Annotated in this window: 14 protein-coding genes; 7 read left to right on the top strand and 7 right to left on the bottom strand. The window is 71.3% G+C overall.

What is annotated here, in order from left to right; all coding sequences use genetic code 11:
• Positions 1 to 37: 37 nt before the first annotated feature.
• The 4 genes from ACFVTX_RS09585 to ACFVTX_RS09570 all read right to left on the bottom strand — a co-directional run bounded on the left by ACFVTX_RS09585 (position 38) and on the right by ACFVTX_RS09570 (position 3957).
• On the bottom strand, positions 38 to 958 hold the full coding sequence (locus ACFVTX_RS09585) for an alpha/beta fold hydrolase (protein WP_386899452.1): 921 nt from the start codon (positions 956 to 958) through the stop codon (positions 38 to 40).
• Between the two features lie 116 nt (positions 959 to 1074).
• Complete coding sequence (locus ACFVTX_RS09580) at positions 1075 to 1731, bottom strand: response regulator (RefSeq protein ID WP_386899450.1); 657 nt, start codon at positions 1729 to 1731, stop codon at positions 1075 to 1077.
• Positions 1719 to 3449, bottom strand: coding sequence for a sensor histidine kinase (locus ACFVTX_RS09575; protein WP_386899448.1), 1731 nt, complete (start codon positions 3447 to 3449; stop codon positions 1719 to 1721). Before ACFVTX_RS09575 ends, ACFVTX_RS09580 begins: the two co-directional genes overlap by 13 nt.
• A gap of 136 nt (positions 3450 to 3585) precedes the next feature.
• Positions 3586 to 3957: a YccF domain-containing protein gene (locus ACFVTX_RS09570; protein WP_386899446.1), complete on the bottom strand. Its 372-nt coding sequence runs from the start codon at positions 3955 to 3957 to the stop codon at positions 3586 to 3588.
• Positions 3958 to 4001: 44 nt separating this feature from the next.
• Here ACFVTX_RS09570 and ACFVTX_RS09565 point away from each other — a divergent pair, with 44 nt between their 5' ends.
• From ACFVTX_RS09565 to ACFVTX_RS09550, 4 genes are all read left to right on the top strand, one after another.
• Entirely contained in the window at positions 4002 to 5990 is a 1989-nt protein-coding gene (locus ACFVTX_RS09565; RefSeq protein WP_386899444.1) for a M13 family metallopeptidase, read from the top strand.
• A 96-nt stretch (positions 5991 to 6086) separates the two neighbouring features.
• The gene (locus ACFVTX_RS09560; RefSeq protein WP_386899442.1) at positions 6087 to 6995 is read left to right on the top strand and encodes a serine hydrolase; all 909 of its coding nucleotides are present in this window, start codon (positions 6087 to 6089) and stop codon (positions 6993 to 6995) included.
• 13 nt (positions 6996 to 7008) lie between these two features.
• Positions 7009 to 7536: a GNAT family N-acetyltransferase gene (locus ACFVTX_RS09555; protein ID WP_386899440.1), complete on the top strand. Its 528-nt coding sequence runs from the start codon at positions 7009 to 7011 to the stop codon at positions 7534 to 7536.
• Between the two features lie 121 nt (positions 7537 to 7657).
• Positions 7658 to 8563 (top strand): hypothetical protein, encoded by a 906-nt coding sequence (locus ACFVTX_RS09550; protein WP_386899438.1) that lies wholly within the window; start codon positions 7658 to 7660, stop codon positions 8561 to 8563.
• On the opposite strand, the gene ACFVTX_RS09545 is transcribed toward ACFVTX_RS09550, so the two are convergent.
• Positions 8529 to 10055: an alpha/beta fold hydrolase gene (locus ACFVTX_RS09545; protein ID WP_386899436.1), complete on the bottom strand. Its 1527-nt coding sequence runs from the start codon at positions 10053 to 10055 to the stop codon at positions 8529 to 8531. The genes ACFVTX_RS09550 and ACFVTX_RS09545 overlap by 35 nt on opposite strands.
• A 20-nt stretch (positions 10056 to 10075) precedes the next feature.
• Positions 10076 to 10480: an NUDIX domain-containing protein gene (locus tag ACFVTX_RS09540; protein ID WP_386899434.1), complete on the bottom strand. Its 405-nt coding sequence runs from the start codon at positions 10478 to 10480 to the stop codon at positions 10076 to 10078.
• Between the two features lie 77 nt (positions 10481 to 10557).
• On the opposite strand from ACFVTX_RS09540, the gene ACFVTX_RS09535 reads away from it, so the two are divergent.
• Together ACFVTX_RS09535 and ACFVTX_RS09530 are read left to right on the top strand one after the other, a co-directional pair.
• Positions 10558 to 11868, top strand: coding sequence for an alpha-hydroxy-acid oxidizing protein (locus tag ACFVTX_RS09535; RefSeq protein ID WP_386899432.1), 1311 nt, complete (start codon positions 10558 to 10560; stop codon positions 11866 to 11868).
• A 103-nt stretch (positions 11869 to 11971) separates the two neighbouring features.
• Entirely contained in the window at positions 11972 to 13357 is a 1386-nt protein-coding gene (locus tag ACFVTX_RS09530; RefSeq protein ID WP_386899430.1) for a glycine--tRNA ligase, read from the top strand.
• A gap of 131 nt (positions 13358 to 13488) precedes the next feature.
• Here ACFVTX_RS09530 and hrpA read toward each other — a convergent pair whose 3' ends face one another.
• The gene (hrpA, locus tag ACFVTX_RS09525) at positions 13489 to 17547 is read right to left on the bottom strand and encodes an ATP-dependent RNA helicase HrpA (RefSeq protein ID WP_386899428.1); all 4059 of its coding nucleotides are present in this window, start codon (positions 17545 to 17547) and stop codon (positions 13489 to 13491) included.
• A gap of 88 nt (positions 17548 to 17635) precedes the next feature.
• Between hrpA and ACFVTX_RS09520 the strand changes: the two genes are divergently transcribed.
• Positions 17636 to 18463 (top strand): aldo/keto reductase, encoded by an 828-nt coding sequence (locus ACFVTX_RS09520; RefSeq protein WP_386899426.1) that lies wholly within the window; start codon positions 17636 to 17638, stop codon positions 18461 to 18463.
• Positions 18464 to 18861 lie beyond the last annotated feature (398 nt).

Below are 18861 nucleotides of genomic sequence, written 5' to 3'. Positions count from 1 at the left end.
CGAGCGTAGGCCTCGCCGCCGACGCGACGGCGCCCGTTCAGGCCGCCGTCGTGACCCTCCGCTCCTCGCCCCGCTCGAGCCGGTCGATGCCGCTGACGCCGCCGTCCACGAACGCGGCGACCGCGTCGAGGGTGCGATCGGCGGCGAGCAGCCGCGAGTGCCCCGAGCCGGTCGACACGATCAGCCGTGAACGTTCGCCGTGCGCGGCGTGCAGCAGTTCGCTCTGGGCGGCGTCGATCTCTCGGTCGTCGCGGTCGTGGAGGAGGAGCAGCCCGACGTCGCGCGGCAGCGGCGCGGCGATCGAGTCGAACCGCCGCCACGGGTCGACGGCGTGCGGGAACACGCGTCGCGTGTACTGCTCCCGCTGCGCGGCCGCGGCGGCGGCGCTGAGCCCCATGCCGTCGGCGAAGGCGTCGAAGAGGTAACGCCCGGAGGCCATCGGCGCGATTCCGACGATGCCTCGGACGGAGACGCCGTCGCGCACGGCGGCCATCGCCGCGAGCGAGCCGAGCGAGTGCCCGACGATCGCCTCGAAGCGGCCGAACTCGAGGTGCAGGCGGTTGATCGCCTCCACCCACGAGCGGATGTCGGTGCGGTGCCCGGGGGCGTCGCCGTGGGCGGGCGCGTCGAAGGCGACGAGGTGGCATCCGGATGCGCGCAGCTCGCGGACGATGGGTGCGAACTGCGAGGCGCGTCCCCGCCACCCGTGCACGAGCAGCACGGTGCGGGGGCCGGCGCCCCACTCGTAGAGCACGCCGTCGCCGTGCGGCAGCTGCAGCCGGCTGCGGGAGGCCGCGAGGTGCACGGGCTGTTCACCCGGCCGGACCTCGCGGGGCGGGCGGGCACGTTCGAAGACGGGGGCGGAGAGGGCCGCGGCGAGGGCCGGGGAGAGGCGATCGGCGGCGTGCACCGCACCGACCGTGGTGCGGCGCAGGGTGACGGAGGTCGACAGAGCCATGGGTGATCCTTCCGGTGTGGGCCCGGTCAGGGGCATCCTCACTCTGGCCGCGCCTGGCGGGCGCCGACATGGACCCATGTCGCCCTTCGCGCGCTCGCCGGGTCCCAGAACGGGGGTCAGTCGGCCGCGCCGTCGAGGTAGCGGATCACCGCGAGCACCCGACGGTGGTCGTCGGGTGTGACGGGCAGGCCGAGCGCGTCGTAGATGCCCGAGGTGTGCTGCACGATCGCCTTCTCGGTGAGCACGAGCCGCTGGCCGATCCAGGCGTTGCTGCGGCCCTCGGCCATGAAGGCGAGCACCTCCTGCTGGCGGCGGGTGAGCCCGCGCACGACGCCGTCGCCGCGACCCGCCCGCGAGATGAGCACCGCGACGACCTCGGGGTCGAGCGCGGTGCCGCCGCCCGCGACCCGGCGCAGGTCGCCGCGGAACGCCCCGACATCGGCGATGCGCTGCTTGAGGAGGTAGCCGACGCTCGCGGCGCGGCCGCCGATGAGTTCGATCGCGTAGCGCCGCTGCACGTACTGCGAGAGCACCACGATCGCGATGTCGGGGTGCTCGTGCCGGATTCGGAGGGCCGCGTGCAGCCCTTCGTCGCGATGGTCGGGCGGCATGCGGATGTCGGTGATGACGAGATCGGGCCGGTGCTCGCCGACCGCCGCGAGCAGGAGCTCGGCGTCGGGCACGGCGGCGACGACCTCGAACCCGCCCTCTTCGAGCAGGAGTCGCAGACCCTGCCTCAGCAGGGTCTCGTCCTCCGCGATCACGACCCGCACGGCAGCTCCGCGCTGAGTCGGGTGCCGCCGCTCGGCGTGCTGTCCAGGGACATCCGCCCGCCGACGGCATCGATGCGATCGGCGAGGCCCGAGAGCCCCCGGCCGTTGCGGGGTGAGATGCCCCCGACGCCGTCGTCGGCGATCTCGATCGTGAGCACGTCGCCGGTGCGCGCGAGCCGGACCGAGGCCGAGACGGCGCCGGCGTGCTTCACGGTGTTCGCGAGCCCCTCGGCGACGACGAAGTACGCGACGTTCGCGATCGTCGGGGCGAGCTCGGCCTCGAGCCCGTCGGCGGTGAAGGTCGTGGGGATCGGCATCCGGTCGACGAGGTCCTCGGCGGCGAGCACGAGCCCGCGTTCGACGAGCGCCGACGGCATGACCTCGTGCACGAGCCGGCGAAGTTCGTCGGCAGCCTCCTCGATGCCCCGGCGAAGCCGCATCGCGCGCTCGCGTTCGGCGTCGGAGCCGGCGTCCTCCTCGATGCGGCCCGCCTCGAGGGCGAGGAGGACGAGCTGCACCTGCAGGCCGTCGTGCAGGTCTTTCGCGATCCGGGTACGCTCCCGGTCGGCGGCCTCGACGAGCCGCACGCGCGAGTGCCGTAGTGCTGTCTGGCTCGTCCGCAGCTCGGTCGTGAGCCGCTCGCGGGCGAGGGCGATGGCCGCGACCCGGCCGACGGCCCGCACCCGCCACGGGTCGGCGACGAGTCTCGCGTCGTAGACGATCGCCCCGATCGGGGCGCCCTCCGACTCGATCACCTCGAAGCCACGCTCGCCGGGGTCGGGCGGGTCGACGCCGACGCCGCGCTCGTCGACGAAGCCGTCGCGCACCGGCAGCCAGTAGACGAGTTCGACGCTCGGGTCGCCGAGGGCTCGCGCGATGGCCGAGCGCAGCGGTTCGCGACCCGACTCGGTGCCGAGCCAGGCGGCGAGCTCTTCGAGCTCGGCGGTGCGTTCGAAGCCGCCGAGGAGCACACCCACGGTGAAGGCGATCGCGACCCCTGCGATGAGCGAGAGCTGCACGGCGACGATCACCGTGATCGGCGCGGATCGGAGCAGGGTCGGGATCAACGGGATGAGCACGACCGAGGCCATGCCGTAGCCGTAGAGCGGGGCGAGGACCCGCCGTCGCGCGGGGGAGGCGGCCCGCAGCCGGAGGCCGAGGAGCACGGCCGTGGCGAAGACGACGGCGTAGCCCGTCCAACGCTGCACCTCCGAGCCGACGGCGGCGAGCCCGGGGTTCGCCGGGATCGTCGGCGCGAACAGCCCCGACCCGAAGACGTAGCGCGGGGCCTGCAGCACCAGGGCGACGAGATAGGCGGCGACGACGATCACGCGCGAACGCGTGTCGGGGAGGCGCCCGCTCGGGAACCCGAGGAGCAGGTGCACGGTGACCGCGACCATCGCGGTCGAGAAGACGTAGCCGATGACGACGCCGAACGGGAGTTCGGTGTTGATGAGGCCCGCGGCGAGGATCGCGACCCCGCCGACCCAGATCAGGAGGCCCGTGCGACTGCTCGGTCGGCGACGCCACGCGATCGTGCCGGCGATGAACCACACGAGGGCGACGGCGGGGAACATGCCGATGACCCAGAACTCGGGCGGGATCGGCAGGAGCAGCGCGAACTCGAGCGCGGCGAGGAGGGTGCCGATGACGAACATGACGGAGAGCGCCGCGCCGAGCGAGCGCGCGAGCGGCGGTGCCGACCACCCATGTGCCATGCCGCCTCGCTCACGCGCGCCGGTGCCACCGACCCCCGGTGACGCGGCTCAGGCCCATTCTGGCCGAGTCGCGGCCCGAGCGATATGGACCCAGGTCGGGTGTCGCCCGGCGGTCTGTCGCCACGTCGGCGGCGATCTAGGCGTCGACGATCTCCTTCCCGAGCGGCGCGAGCGATACGGGCACGAGCTTGAAGTTCGCGATGCCGAGGGGGATGCCGATGATCGTGATGCAGAGCAGCACCCCGGCGACGAGGTGCTCGAGCGCGAGCCACCAGCCCGCGAGGATCACCCAGATGACGTTGCCGATGAACGACCAGGCGCCCGAGGTCGGCTTCTGCACGACGGTGCGCCCGAACGGCCAGAGCGCGTACCCGGCGATGCGGAACGAGGCGATGCCCCAGGGGATCGTCACGATCAGGACGCACATGATGACGCCGGCGAGGACGTAGCCGAGGAACAGCCAGATGCCGGAGAGCACCAACCAGATGATGTTGAGCAGCGTGTTCATGTCGGGAACATCCAAGCACGTCCGCCCCGGCTTAGGCTGGGGGGATGACCGACGTCGCGCTCCCCTCCGGAATCAAGCAGGACGAACTCGATGCGGCGGTGCGGCCGCAGGACGACCTCTTCCGTCACGTCAACGGCAAGTGGATCGCACGCACCGAGATCCCGGCCGACAAGGCGCGTTACGGCTCCTTCATCGAGCTGCACGAGGAGGCCGAGCGGGCGGTCCGCGACATCATCCACGAGTCGCAGGAGGCCGAGGAGGGCACCGAGGCCCGCAAGGTCGGCGACCTGTTCTCGAGCTTCATGAACGAGGAGCGCGCCGAGATGCTCGGCGTCACCCCGATCGCCGCCCAGCTCGCCGAGGTCTCCTTCGTCGACTCGGTGCCGAGCCTCCTCGACACGCTCGGCCGGCTCGAGCGCCAGGGCGTCGCGGGCTTCGCCCAGCTCTACGTCGACAACGACCCGGGCGACCCCGAGCGCTACCTCGTGTTCGTCGAGCAGGGCGGCATCGGCCTGCCCGATGAGAGCTACTTCCGCGAAGAGCGCTTCGCGAGCGTTCGCGAGGCGTACGCCTCGCACCTCGAGCGGATGCTGCGGCTCGCGCAGCTCGACGAGCCGGCCGAGCGCGCGGCCCGCGTGTTCGAGCTCGAGACGGCGATCGCCGCCGTCCACTGGAACAACGTGGAGTCCCGCGACAGCGAGAAGACCTACAACCTGAAGCCCTGGCAGGGCGTCGTCGACGAGGCATCCGTCGATCTCGCGATCTGGCGCGACGCGATGGGCGTGCCCGCCTACGCCTTCGACGAGCTCGTCGTGCGTCAGCCCTCGTTCCTCGCCGGTCTCGGCGCGCTCCTGACCGACGAGCACCTCCCCGCGTGGAAGGACTGGCTGGCCTGGCAGGTCGTGCGTTCGAGCGCCGCGTACCTCTCGAGCGACCTCGTCGAGGCGAACTTCGACTTCTACGGCCGTACGCTCACCGGCACCCCGCAGATGCGCGAGCGGTGGAAGCGCGGCGTCTCGCTCGTCGAGGGCGCCATGGGCGAGGCCGTCGGCCGCATCTACGTCGAACGGCACTTCCCGCCCGCCGCGAAGGAGGCGATGGACGAGCTCGTCGCGAACCTCGTGCTCGCGTACCGCGAGTCGATCGAGGCGCTCGAGTGGATGGGCGAGGAGACCCGTGCCAAGGCGCTCGACAAGCTCGAGAAGTTCACGCCGAAGATCGGCTACCCGGTGAAGTGGCGCGACTACTCGGTGCTCGAGATCGACGCCGCCGACCTCGTCGCCAACGTGCGTGCGACGGCCGAGTTCGAGTTCAACCGCGAGCTCGGCAAGATCGGCAAGCCGATCGACCGCGACGAGTGGTTCATGACGCCGCAGACGATCAACGCGTACTACAACCCGGGGTTCAACGAGATCGTGTTCCCCGCGGCGATCCTGCAGTACCCGTTCTTCGACGAGGGCCGCGACTCGGCCGCGAACTACGGCGCGATCGGCGCCGTCATCGGGCACGAGATCGGCCATGGCTTCGACGACCAGGGTTCGAAGTACGACGGCGACGGCCGGCTCACCGACTGGTGGACGGCCGACGACCGCGCCGCGTTCGAGGCGCGCACCAAGGCGCTCATCGAGCAGTACGACGCGCTCGTCCCGGCCCAGCTCGGCGGCGCGGATGCTACGGGCGACGAGCCGCACGTGAACGGCGCCCTCACGATCGGCGAGAACATCGGCGACCTCGGCGGGCTCGCCATCGCGTGGAAGGCGTACGTCATCTCGCAGGGCGGCAGCGTCGACGACGCGCCCGTCATCGACGGGCTGACCGCGGCGCAGCGCTTCTTCCTCTCCTGGGCGCAGGCGTGGCAGATGAAGGGCCGCGACGAAGAGGTGGTGCGCCTGCTCGCGATCGACCCGCACTCGCCGAACGAGTTCCGCTGCAACCAGATCGTCCGCAACATCGATGAGTTCTACACTGGGTTCGGAGTGACTGCCGACGATGCCCTCTGGCTCGACCCTGCCGAGCGCGTGACCATCTGGTAATCACAGATCCGAAGTCCGAGTATCCGAACAAACTCGTGCGCGCCGCGATCCGCGGTGGGGGAGCGCCGACCGTCCGAGGAAGAGCGTGCAAGCACCGTGGTGACGTCGTCGCAAGGGTCAGAGCGACGCGCACGTCATGCCGACCTCCGCAAGGGCAAGCACCGCACGGAGGAGCCCAACGAGAACTTCGCCCGCGGCTTCGCATCGCTCGGCGAGCTCGCGCTCGCCGGGGTGCAGGTCTCGGCGCGGGCCACCGATCTCGCGACCGGCAAGGTCCTGTTCTCGGTCGATGACCACGTCGTCATGCCGACGGCGTCGATCGGCAAGGTCCTCCTGCTCGTCGAGGTCGCCTCGCGGCTCGTCGGGGCGAGCGCCGAGTCGTTCACCGTACTCGACCGGGCACCTCGCGACGCCGTCGGCGACTCGGGCATCTGGCAGCACCTGCAGTCGCCGTCGCTGCCGATCGCCGATCTCGCGGCCCTCATCGGTGCGACGAGCGACAACCTCGCGACGAACGTGCTGCTGCGCCACATCGGCCTCGAGGCGGTGCGTGCCCGCACCGAGGCCCTCGGCCTGACCCGCACGGCGCTGCTCGACCTCGTGCGCGACCACCGCGGCCCCGACGACGCCCCGCAGCTCTCGATCGGCTCGGCGAAAGAGCTGACGTGGCTGTTCGCCTCGCTCGCGCGCGGCGAGATCGTGTCGCCCGAGGTGTCGCAGCGCGTCGTCGCGTGGCTCTCGCTCAACGCCGACCTGTCGATGGTGGCGTCGGCGTTCGGGCTCGACCCGCTCGCGCACCGCACGCCCGACCACGGCATCCTGCTCATGAACAAGACGGGCACCGACGGCGGGGTGCGCAGCGAGGTGGGCGTGCTGCGCGGCCCGCGCGCGAGCGTCGCGTACGCGGTGTCGATGTACTACGCCGACACGGCGCTCTCGTCGCGTCTCGCGGTGCTCGACGGCATGCGCCAGGTCGGGATGGACCTGTTGGAGTTCGTGCATTGAACCTCCGGGCGAGATGCTGATCCGAGCGTTCCGCGAAGCCGATCGCGAGGTCGTCGACCGGCTGCTCGCCGAGGCGTTCTCGGGGCCGCAGCCCGACGGGTCGCCGGCGGCGTCGCCGCCGATCGAGGTCGGACTCAACTCGGCGCTGTGCGCATCGGCCGAGTTCATCCCCGAGCTCGCGCTCGTCGCCCTGGCCGATGAGGCGGTCGCGGGCTACTGCATCACGACGCGCGCGTGGGTGGGCGACGCCCCGGCGCTCGGACTCGGGCCGATCGGGGTCGACCCGTCGGTGCAGGGCGGCGGCATCGGGTCGGCGCTCGTGCGCGAGACCCTGCGGCTCGCCGCCGGGCGCGGCGAACGGGTCGTCGCGCTGCTCGGCGACCCGGTGTACTACGGCCGGTTCGGCTTCGTGCCGAGCACCGAGCTCGGCATCGTGGCGCCCGAGCCGGCCTGGGGTGCGTACTTCCAGGCCGTGCGGCTCGATGAGGCCGAGGCGCCGGTCGGCGCGTTCCGCTACGCCACGCCGTTCACCGAGCTCTGAGCCGTCGGCGCGAAGCTCAGGGCCTGCCCCCTGTCGGCCGGCGGCGGCCCGCCGTACGCTGAACCCGAATCGAACCGAGTATTGCTCGCGTTCTTCGGCGTGAGCGGAAACAGGGGGCACCATGTCCATCTCCGCAGAGCACGGAACGGCGGCGGGCGCCGATGACGGCAAGCCGATCGGGCCGCTCACCTTCTCGCCGCCGCCCGGTGTCGCGGCCCTCCACGACCGACTCGAGCTGGCCGTCATGGACGAGCAGATCCCGCTCGACCAGCTCGCCGAGCTTCGCGACCTGATCTTCCGCGACTACTTCACCGACCGGCCGGTCTTCACGCTCGCCTGGCCCGACGGCCTCTACATCCCGTCGGAGGCCGACTCGAGGAAGTACTGGTTCACCGAGGCCCCGGCCGACCGCCGCTACCGCTACAGCTGGGCGAACACGATCGGAGGGCAGCCCGCCGGCAGCCACGCCTCCGAGAAGGACGGCCGCCTCTTCGCCTGGGTCAACGTCTCGGGGCTCGCTCCCGGGTACACGGGCTACGCCGGCACCGGGGTCCGTTTCGCGCCGACCTCGAGCCTGTCGTACGTGCGGATCGGGGCCGACATCGATCTCGTCGCCGAGCGGCGATGGTGGTACCTGCCGGGCACCGACGCGGGTTACTCGAATGTCGACTACCGCGGCACGGCGTACCTCGCGGTGTGGGAGATCGACCTCGTCACCGGGCGCTGGGAGCTCGTGCGCCCGTTCGGCGTGCGCACCCTCTTCGCGCTCAGCCAGCAGGGCCAGGGCGGCAGTGCGATCGTGAGCACGAAGCACGCCTTCGCCGACCTCGGCGCCACCGTGCAGCTGCAGGGCGGCCACGTCTACGCCGTCGGGGTGAGCTTCGAGGTGCAGATGGGGCACACCCTGCTCGACCGGCGCGGCGCGCCGTACGTCAAGCAGCCGGGCGACGACATCAAGCTCTGGTCGTCGCTGCTCGGCACGGTGCACAGCATCAGCGTGTCGACGACGAAGGTGCTGATCCCGTAGCCCCGCGGGCGTCGTCGGTGAGCCGGGCGATGCCGGCGAGCACCGCCGCAGCGGTCTCGGGAGCCCCGAGCACCCGGAAGTGGCCCGCGACGGGCACCTGCACGTTCATCGCGCCCTCGAGCGCGCTGCCGTCGGGCACGTGCGGGTCGAAGGTGCCGAAGACCGACACGATGCGCGCGTTCACGGATGCCGCGTCCTCGAGCCGCACGATCGTCGCATCGCTCGGGAGGAGCGCGCGGATGCTCGGGTCGCCGAAGAGCCGTGCGCGGCGCGCGCCGGCGAACGGCGTGCAGATCGCGACGAGTCCGCGCACGCCGAGCTGCTCGCCTTCGTCGTCGATGAGGAGGTGCTTGCCGATGAGCCCGCCCTTGCTGTGCGCGACGATGACGCGCCCCGCGGCGGGCGGTGCCGAGCGCGCGAGGGCCTTCGCGACGCGGGCCGCGGTTTCGGCGATCGGTCGGCGGTTCAGACGCAGACCGTGCACGACGGTCACGCGGTGGCCGGCTGCGCTGAGGGCGTCGCCGATGGGGCGCATGAACGACCAGTGCTCGTAGACGCCGGGCAGCAGCACGACCTGCGCGGCACCGGGCTCGCCGTTCCGCCAGGCGTGCGGCGTTCGACGGGTGGTGAGGAGCGCCAACTGATGCAGGCCCGCATACGCGTAGTCGCGCGCCATGGTGCCGAGTGCGGAGACGGGCCCGAGCGGAAGCCCGGTCGGTTGAGGGTCGACGAGCGAGACCGGTCGGCCAGCAGGCAGCCCCTTGGCATGGCGCACGATGAGCTCTCCGACGCGGCGACCCGCTCGGATCATCGTCTCGTGCCCGCGACCCGGCACTTCGGCGTAGCGGCCGTCGGGCACGAGGCGGGCCACCTCCTCCGCCCAGTCGCGGGGCACGATGCGGTCGTGCTCGCCGCGGATGACGAGCGTGGGCGCGGTGATCTCGGGGAGGACCAGTTCGATGCGGTGGTCGAGCATCGGGACCAGGTTCGCCGCGTACCAGCGCGGGCCGGCCTTCGCGTAGAGCGCGATGCCGTAGCCCAGGGCCTTCGGATGCACCAGGGCGAGGTCCTGCATGAACCGCATGGTCTGCTTCGCGAGGGTGCGCTCCCGCGGGTTGACGGTCGGGGCGATGAGCACGAGGCGGTCGACGAGCTCCGGATGCCGCGCCACGGTCTCTGCGACGACCTGCGCCCCCGTCGAGTGGCCGACGAGCACCGCCCGGTCGATCCGCTCGGCGACGAGGAGCTCGGCGAGGAGCTCGCCGGCCGCGGGCATGCTCAGCGGTGCGCGTGGTTCGGGCGCATCTCCGAATCCCGGCAGGTCCAGGGCGAGGACGGTGCCGGTGGGCTCGAGCACGGCGGCGAGATCCGACCAGTAGTCGTGCGCCATGCCGAGCCCGTGCACGAGCACGTAGTCGGGACCGTCGGGACGGCCCGACTCGTGGATCACGACCACGTTCTCGCCGCGGCGGAATTCGCGGGTCGGCGACATGACCGAAGTCTAAGCGCGGCTCAGTCGATGAGGCCGGATGCCGCGAGGCGGCGCAGCACTTCGGCGCCCGCGGGTGGGCAGCGGTCGAGGTCGGCGGTGGTCACCCAGTGCAGGCTGCCCACCTCCGCGGAGGGTGCCGGCGAGGCATCCGTGAAGGCTTGGAAGACCGTCATGCGGACCAGCCGGCCGTCGGGTTCGCCGTGCGCCTGAGTGACGACCTCGAAGAGCTCGTCGAGCGCATCGGGGTCGAGCCGGAGCGCGACCTCCTCGTGCGCTTCGCGGGCGGCGGCCTGTGCGGCGGTCTCGCCAGGGTCGATCTTGCCGCCCGGCATGTAGTAGACCTCGCGGTCGCGCGCGGTCACCATGAGCACCCGCCGATCGCGCACGAGCGCGACGGCCGAGACGAGGAGATCTGGGAGCAGCATCGGTTCCACCCTAGGCGCCGCCGCCGCTACGCTGACTCGCACGTGCAGGGCGTCGACGATCGCGAAGGAGCGAACCGATGGCAGACGACGATCGCGGGTACGGGCGCGCGCGGCAGTCCGAGGTGTACCGGGCGGGTCTCTCGGGCATCCGGCCCGCGGTGCCGGTCGACGCCGAGGCGCTCGAGCGTGCCGCACGCAAGGCCCTCTCGGCCGAGGCCTTCGCGTACCTCGCCGGCGGCGCCGGCGCCGAGTCCACCATGACCGCGAACCGTGCCGCATTCGCCCGCAGGCAGATCTGGCCGCGCGTGCTCCGCGACGTGTCGACCCGCGACCTGTCGATCGAGCTCCTCGGGCGGCGCCGCGCGACCCCGTTCGTCCTCTCGCCGATCGGGGTCGCCGAACTCGCCCACGCGGAGGCCGACGTCGCGGTCGGCCGCGCGGCGGCCTCCCTCGACGTGCCGTACGTGCTCTCGAACCAGGCGTCCCGCCCGATGGAGGAGGTCGCTGCGGCGATGGGTTCGCGCTCGCGATGGTTCCAGCTGTACTGGAGCGCCTCCGACGAGCTGAACGCATCGTTCGTGCGGCGCGCGGAGGCGGCCGGCTGCGAGGCGATCGTCGTCACCCTCGACACCCACCTGCTCGGGTGGCGCACGCGCGACCTCGACGCCGCGTTCCTCCCGTTCACGCGCGGGCAGGGCATCGCGCAATACACGAGCGACCCGGTCTTCGCCGAGCTCGTGCGCGAGCGGGTCGCCCGAGCGGGCTCGGGAGGCGGATCGGCCAGGCCGAAGGTCACCCCGACCCTGCTCGCCTCGGCGTTCGCGATCGCGCGTTCGGGCGCGCACACGCGGCTCGTCGACGGCGGCGTCCGGGAGGCGCTGCGCTCGCCGCTGCCGCGCGCAGCGGTCGAGACCTTCCTCGACGTCTTCAGCGATCCGTCGCTCACCTGGGAGTCGCTCGCGAAGCTGCGCGAGTGGACCTCGCTGCCGGTGCTCCTCAAGGGCGTCATGCATCCCGATGACGCGGCGAAGGCCCTCGACCACGGCGTCGGCGGTCTCGTGGTGTCGAACCACGGCGGTCGCCAGATCGACGGATCGGTCGCGACGCTCGATGCGCTGCCCGGCGTCGTCGAGCGGGTGGGCGGGCGGGTGCCCGTGATCCTCGACAGCGGGGTGCGCGGCGGGGCCGACGCCTTCACGGCGCTCGCGCTCGGAGCGACCGCGGTGGGCATCGGCCGCCCCTACGCGTACGGGCTCGCGGTCGCGGGAGCCAAGGGAGTCCGCGAGGTCGTGCGCAATCACATCGCCGAGTTCGACCTCACGATGGGACTGGCGGGCCACCGCTCGGTCGCGGAGATCGGGCCGGACTCGCTGCGCGAGGCCGCCTGACGGCTGCGGCATCCGTTCGAGCCGATGCGCGACCGCCCGTAGGATGGTGGCACCGCCGGGCTGTCCGCCCGAGATCTCCACACCCCCGACCATTGGAGCCACCGTGGCCGCACCCAGCCGTCTCGAATCCGTCATCGCCCTCGCCCAGCACCGGGGCTTCGTCTTCCAGGCCGGGGAGATCTACGGCGGATCCCGTTCGGCGTGGGACTACGGCCCCCTCGGCGTGGAGCTCAAGGAGAACATCAAGCGCCAGTGGTGGCGCTACATGGTCACCCGCCGCGACGACGTCGTCGGCCTCGACTCGAGCGTCATCCTGCCCAAGCAGGTCTGGGTCGCCTCGGGCCACGTCGGCGTCTTCACCGACCCGCTCGTCGAGTGCCTGCACTGCCACAAGCGCTTCCGCGAGGACCACCTGCTCGAGGCCTTCGAGGAGAAGAAGGGCCGCGCCCCCGAGAACGGCATGGGCGACATCGCCTGCCCGAACTGCGGCACGCGCGGCCAGTGGACCCCGCCCCGCGACTTCAACATGATGCTGCAGACCTACCTCGGCCCCGTGCAGGACGAGAGCGGCATGCACTACCTCCGCCCCGAGACGGCGCAGGGCATCTTCACGAACTTCGCGAACGTGCTGCAGGCCGCCCGCATGAAGCCGCCGTTCGGCATCGGCCAGATCGGCAAGTCGTTCCGCAACGAGATCACGCCGGGCAACTTCATCTTCCGCACGCGCGAGTTCGAGCAGATGGAGCTCGAGTTCTTCGTCGAGCCCGGTACCGACGACCACTGGTTCGAGTACTGGCTCGACTACCGCTGGAACTGGTACGTCGACCTCGGCGTCGACCCCGAGAACCTGCGCCGCTTCGAGCACCCGCAGGAGAAGCTCTCCCACTACTCGAAGCGCACCGTCGACATCGAGTACCGCTTCGGGTTCACCGGCGGCGAGTGGGGCGAGCTCGAGGGCGTCGCGAACCGCACCGACTTCGACCTCTCGACGCACTCCGAGCACTCCGGCAAGGAGCTGAGCTACTTCGACCAGTCGAAGAACGAGCGCTGGATCCCGTACGTCATCGAGCCCGCGGCGGGCCTCACCCGCTCGCTCATGGCGTTCCTCGTCGACGCGTACCACGTCGAGGAGGTGCCGAACGCGAAGGGCGGCGTCGACACCCGCACCGTGCTGAAGCTCGACCCGCGCCTGGCGCCGGTCAAGGCCGCGGTGCTGCCGCTCAGCCGCAACGAGAAGCTCTCGCCGCTCGCCCGCGAGGTCGCCGCGTCGCTGCGCCAGCACTGGAACGTCGACTTCGACGACGCCGGCGCGATCGGGCGCCGCTACCGCCGTCAGGACGAGATCGGCACCCCGTTCTGCATCACGGTCGACTTCGACTCGCTCGACGACAACGCCGTGACAGTGCGCGACCGCGACACCATGGAGCAGCAGCGGGTGCCGCTCGCCGAGCTCGAGGGCTTCCTCGCGGCGCGCCTCCTCGGCGCGTAGTCCACGCATCCCCGCTGGTCGAGGAGCGAGCGAAGCACGCGACCCCACCGCTGGTCGAGGAGCGAGCGAAGCACGCGTCTCGAGACCTGGTGACCGGGTCTCGAGACGCTCCGCTCCTCGACCGCCGGGCTCTACTTCCCGGCGAGCACCTTCGTGATCCGCTGCAGCGAGACGCTCTCGGCGGCGCGCAGCTCCTGTGCGAAGAGGCTGATCCGCAGTTCCTCGATGAGCCAGCGCGCCCGCACGAGGTGGGCCGGGGCATCCGGTGCGAGGGGGATCGTGCCGCCCGCGTCGGCGAAGCGTCCGAGCGCGGCCTGCACCTCGTTCATCCAGACGCGGTCGCGGCCGGGGTTCTGCTCGAGCTTCGCGACGCGCATGGTGACGCCCTCGAGATAGCGGGGCACGTGCCGCAGCCGTTCGAGCCCGGTGCGCGAGACGAAGCCCGTGAAGACGAGCCCGTCGAGCTGCGCCCGGGCGTCGCCCAGCGCGGGCAGCAGGGCGAGGCTCGTCGCCGACTTCACGGCCTTCTCGGCGTTGCGCAGCGCCACGAGGGCGCTCGCGACGAGCGAGACGGTCTCGAACATGGTGTTCATGACGACGCCCGAGACCCGGTCGCGCACGGTGTCGAACTCGAGCTTCGTGAAGAGCATGCCGTCGGGCTTCACCCGGTAGAGCACGTCGTCGACGCACGCGACGAGGCAGTCGGCGAAGAGCGCCGCCGTGTTCGGGTACGGGCTGGTGGCGAGCACGAGCTTCTCGTTGCCGGTCAGGTGCTGCTGCACGTAGTTCACGGGTGACGGGGTCGCGAGCATGAGCAGCCTGCGGATGCCGCCGGGCATCGCCCGCGCCTGGTCCTCGGGCGTCGCGAGCAGCCGGATGCTCACCGTCTCGCCATCGTCGACGAGCGCCGGGTAGGCGCGCACGCGGTTGCCGCCGACGTCGGTGTCGACGTGCCGCGGCAGCTCGGGGAAGTCCCATTTCGTGAGCCCGCTGCGCTCGAGGCCGCCGCCGGTCGTGCCGGCTCCGACGCCGAGTGCGGAGGGGGAGATCGGCCCCTGTCCACCTGCCACGTCGACCTGGCGCGGGCCGCGGCGGCGACCGCCCGGGCCGTCGGCGCCGCCCGCGAAGGTGCCGGCGACCGCGTCGCGCGCCTTCTCCGAGAACTGCGCCTGCAGCGCCCGCAGGTCCTTGCCGACGCCGAGCTGCCTGCCGCGGCCCTCGACCACCCGGAACGACATCTGCAGGTGCGGCGGGATCCGGTCCATCGCGAAGTCGGCGCCCGTGACCGGCGTGTGGGTCAGTCGCTTGATGACGCCGGCGACCTCGTCGGCGAACGAGGCCTGCGCCGTGGCATCCTGCCCGTCGAGCTCGCCGACGATCTTCGCCGCCCAGTCGGCCGCGGGCACGACGTTGCGCCGGATCACCTTCGGCAGCGCCTTGATCATCGCGGTCACGAGCTCGGCGCGGAGCCCCGGCACCTGCCGGTCGAAGCCCTCGGGCCGGAGGCGCGCGAGCAGCACGAGCGGCACCTGCACGGTCACGCCGTCGTCGGATGCCCCGGGCTCGAAGCGGTAGCGGAGGGTCAGCGTCTGGTCGTCCTGCTGCCAGGTCGGCGGGAACGCCTCGTCGTCGATCGCGGGCGCGTCGTCGGGCGCGAGCGTCTCGGCCGTCATCGTGAGCAGGCCCTGGTCGACCTTCTTCGCGTCACGCCACCACGTCTCGAAGAGCCGCGTCGAGGTGACGTCGGCCGGGATGCGAGCGTCGTAGAAGTCGAAGACCGCCTCGTCGTCGAAGAGGATGTCGCGCCGACGGCTGCGCTCCTCGACCGCCTCGAGCTCGGCGCGCAGTCGGCGGTTGCGCCGGTCGAACTCGAACAGCGGGTCGCGCCGGGTCTCGTTCGGCCAGTCGCCCTCGACGAGCGCGTGGCGGATGAACAGCTCGCGTGCGTAGGGCGCGTCGATGCGGGCGAGCTGGATGCGTCGGCGCTCGACGATCGGCACCCCGTAGAGCGTGACCTTCTCGTACGCGACGGCCGAACCCTGGCGCTTCTCCCAGTGCGGTTCGCTGTGGCTGCGCTTCACCAGGGCGCCTGCGAGCGGCTCGGCCCAGGCGAGGTCGATCGCCGCGTTGGTGCGGGCGAACAGGCGGCTGGTCTCGACGAGCTCGGCGCTCATGAGCGCGGCCGGCGGCTTCTTCGCGAGCGCCGACCCGGGGAACACGACGAAGCGCGCGTTGCGGGCGCCGAGGTACTCGGCCTGCGGGCGGCGCCCTCGGCGCTCGGCGTCGCGGGCGGCCCCTGCGCCGCCGCGCCCGCTGCTCGTCTTCGAGTCGTCGCGGAGCCCGAGCTGCGAGAGGAGGCCCGAGAGCAGCGCCTTGTGAATGCCGTCGGGGTTCGGTTCGGATGCCTCGCGCGCGACCTGCAGGCCGAGCGGCTTCGCGAGCCGCACGAGCTGGCGGTACAGGTCCTGCCACTCGCGGACGCGCAGGTAGTTCAGGAACTCCGACTTGCACATGCGGCGGAACGCGCTGCCCGACAGCTCGCGCTGCTTCTCCTCGAGGTGGTTCCAGAGGTTCAGCAGGGTGAGGAAGTCGCTCGTCGGGTCGACGAACCGGGCGTGGAAGCCGTCGGCCTGCTCGCGCCGGTCGAGCGGACGCTCGCGCGGGTCCTGCACGGTGAGACCGGCGACGATCGCGAGTACTTCGCGCGACACGTTCTGCGCCTTCGACTCGAGCACCATGCGCGCGAAGCGCGGCTCGATCGGCAGCCTCGAGAGCTGGCGCCCCACCTTCGTGAGCCGCGGCCCCCCATCCGCCGGTCGAGGAGCGCCCGACGAAGGAGGACGCGTCTCGAGACCCTCCAGCGCCCCCAGCTCGCGCAGCAGCTCGAGCCCGTCGCGGATGCCGCGGCTGTCGGGCGGCGTGAGGAACGGGAACTCCTCGATCGGCCCCAGCCCGAGCGAGGCCATCTGCAGGATGACCGCCGCGAGGTTCGTGCGCAGGATCTCGGGGTCGGTGAACTCGGGCCGGCGCTCGAAGTCCTCCTCGGAGTAGAGGCGGATCGCGATGCCGTCGCTGGTTCGGCCCGAGCGGCCCGAGCGCTGGTTCGCCGAGGCCTGCGAGATCGCCTCGATCGGGAGGCGCTGCACTTTCGAACGCACCGAGTAGCGGCTGATTCGCGCGGTACCCGCGTCGACGACGTAGCGGATGCCCGGCACCGTGAGGCTGGTCTCGGCGACGTTCGTGGCGAGCACGACCCGGCGGCGGAGCCCCGCGACCTTCGACGGCTCGAACACCTTGTGCTGGTCGGCCGAGGAGAGCCGGCCGTAGAGCGGCAGCACCTCGGTCTCGCCGCCGCCTCTGCCGGTGCTCGAGTAGTGCCCGCGCACCGCCTGCTCGGCGTCGCGGATCTCGCCCTCTCCCGAGAGGAAGACGAGTACGTCGCCGCGCGACTCGCGGTCGAGTTCGTCGAGGGCGTCGAGGATGCCCCGTTGCACGTCCTTGTCCTCGGCGGCGGCCCCTTCGTCGTCGGCGTCCTCGCCGGTCGCACCCGACGCCTCGGCGACGAGGGGGCGGTAGCGCACCTCGACGGGGTAGGTGCGCCCCGAGACCTCGATGACGGGAGCGGGCGTGCCCGTGCCACCCTCAGCCGGCACAGTCGCGAAGTGCTTCGCGAAGCTCTCAGGGTCGATCGTCGCGCTCGTGACAATCACCTTGAGGTCGGGGCGGCGGGGGAGGAGCCGCTTCAGGTAGCCGAGCAGGAAGTCGATGTTGAGGCTGCGCTCGTGCGCCTCGTCGATGATGATCGTGTCGTAGCGGCGCAGTTCGCGGTCGCGGTGGATCTCGTTCAGCAGGATGCCGTCGGTCATCACCTTGATGCGGGTCGCCTCGCTCACCTGGTCGGTGAAGCGGACCTGGTAGCCGACGAGCCCGCCGAGCTCGACGTCGAGCTCCTCCGAGATGCGCTCGGCGATCGTGCGCGCCGCGATGCGGCGGGGCTGCGTGTGCGCGATGGAGGTGCGGCCGAGTTCGAGGCAGATCTTCGGCAGCTGCGTGGTCTTGCCCGAGCCCGTGGCGCCCGCGACGATCACGACCTGGTGCGACTCGAGCGCGCGCGCGATCTCCTCGCGCTGCGCGGAGACGGGCAGTTCGGCGGGGTACGTGATCACGGGGATCGGAAGCGGCGAAGTCATCAGCCCTTCATCGTATTGCGGCACGGCACCCGATTCGCGGGGAGCGAACGGGTGCCGTGCCGCGGGTGCGTCGTGATGGGATGGCGGGATGACGGTTCCCCGCATCCAGCTCAACGACGGCCACTCGATCCCTCAGCTCGGGTTCGGGGTCTTCAAGGTCGACCCCGCCGAGACCGAGCGCATCGTGAGCGAGGCGCTCGAGGTCGGCTACCGGCATCTCGACACCGCGCGGATCTACGGCAACGAGGAGGGCGTGGGCCGTGCGATCGCCGCGTCGGGCATCCCGCGCGAGGAGCTCTTCATCACGACGAAGCTCTGGAACGACGACCAGGGTGCGCAGCGGACGCGCGACGCCTTCGACGCCAGCCTCGAGCGACTGGGCCTCGAGTACGTCGACCTCTACCTGATCCACTGGCCGAGCCCCGCACGCGACCTCTACGTCGAGAGCTGGCGCGAGTTCGCCGAGCTGCGCAGCTCGGGTCGAGTGCGCTCGATCGGGGTCTCCAACTTCCTCGTGCCGCACCTCGAGCGGCTGCTCGAGGAGACCGAGGTCGTGCCGGCGGTCGACCAGATCGAGCTGCATCCCGCCCATCAGCAGCCGGCCACCGCCGCATTCGCGGAGGAGCACGGGATCGCCATCGAGGCGTGGGGTCCGCTCGGGCAGGGCAAGTACCCGCTCTTCGAGCTGCCCGAGGTGGCCGAGGCCGCCGCCGCGCACGGCAGGACGCCGGCTCAGGTCGTCATCCGCTGGCATCTGCAGCGGGGGCACATCCTCTTCCCGAAGTCGTCGAGCCGCGCGCGGATGGTCGAGAACTTCGAGGTCTTCGACTTCGAGCTCTCCGAGGGCGAGATGCAGGCGATCACCGCACTGGAGCGCGAGGGGCGTGTGAGCGCGCACCCCGATGAGGTCAACTGATCAGGGGTTTCATCGCCTCGTGACTCGCGACACGCCCGGGTTGTGGGTTGGATTTGTGTGGTGGTGTGTGGTGGCGTAGATTCTTCTCTTGTCGCCACGGCGGCCGGGAAGCGCGAGAGAGCGGGTCTGGTCGGGTGGTGGTGGTTCTAGCCAAATAACCTCGAAGGCGCAGCAATTTGCGACTCGGTGATTTCAAGTCTAGGATGAGAAGCCCCTTCCAGTTTTCGTCGGTTTTCGGCGCTGGTGGTGGCGTGTTTTGGTTGCCCTGAGGGCGGGCCCGGCGTTTGGTTCGGGTGTCTGACTCGGGTGCGTCCGTTCCTTGAGAACTCAACAGCGTGCACTATGTTCAATGCCAATTTATTGAACCCCAACTGGTCCTTTTGGTCCGGTGGGATTCC

This window comes from Agromyces sp. NPDC058136, from assembly GCF_042884375.1.
Taxonomy (GTDB): Bacteria; Actinomycetota; Actinomycetes; order Actinomycetales; family Microbacteriaceae; genus Agromyces.
This window is presented reverse-complemented; position numbering and strand designations above follow the sequence as displayed.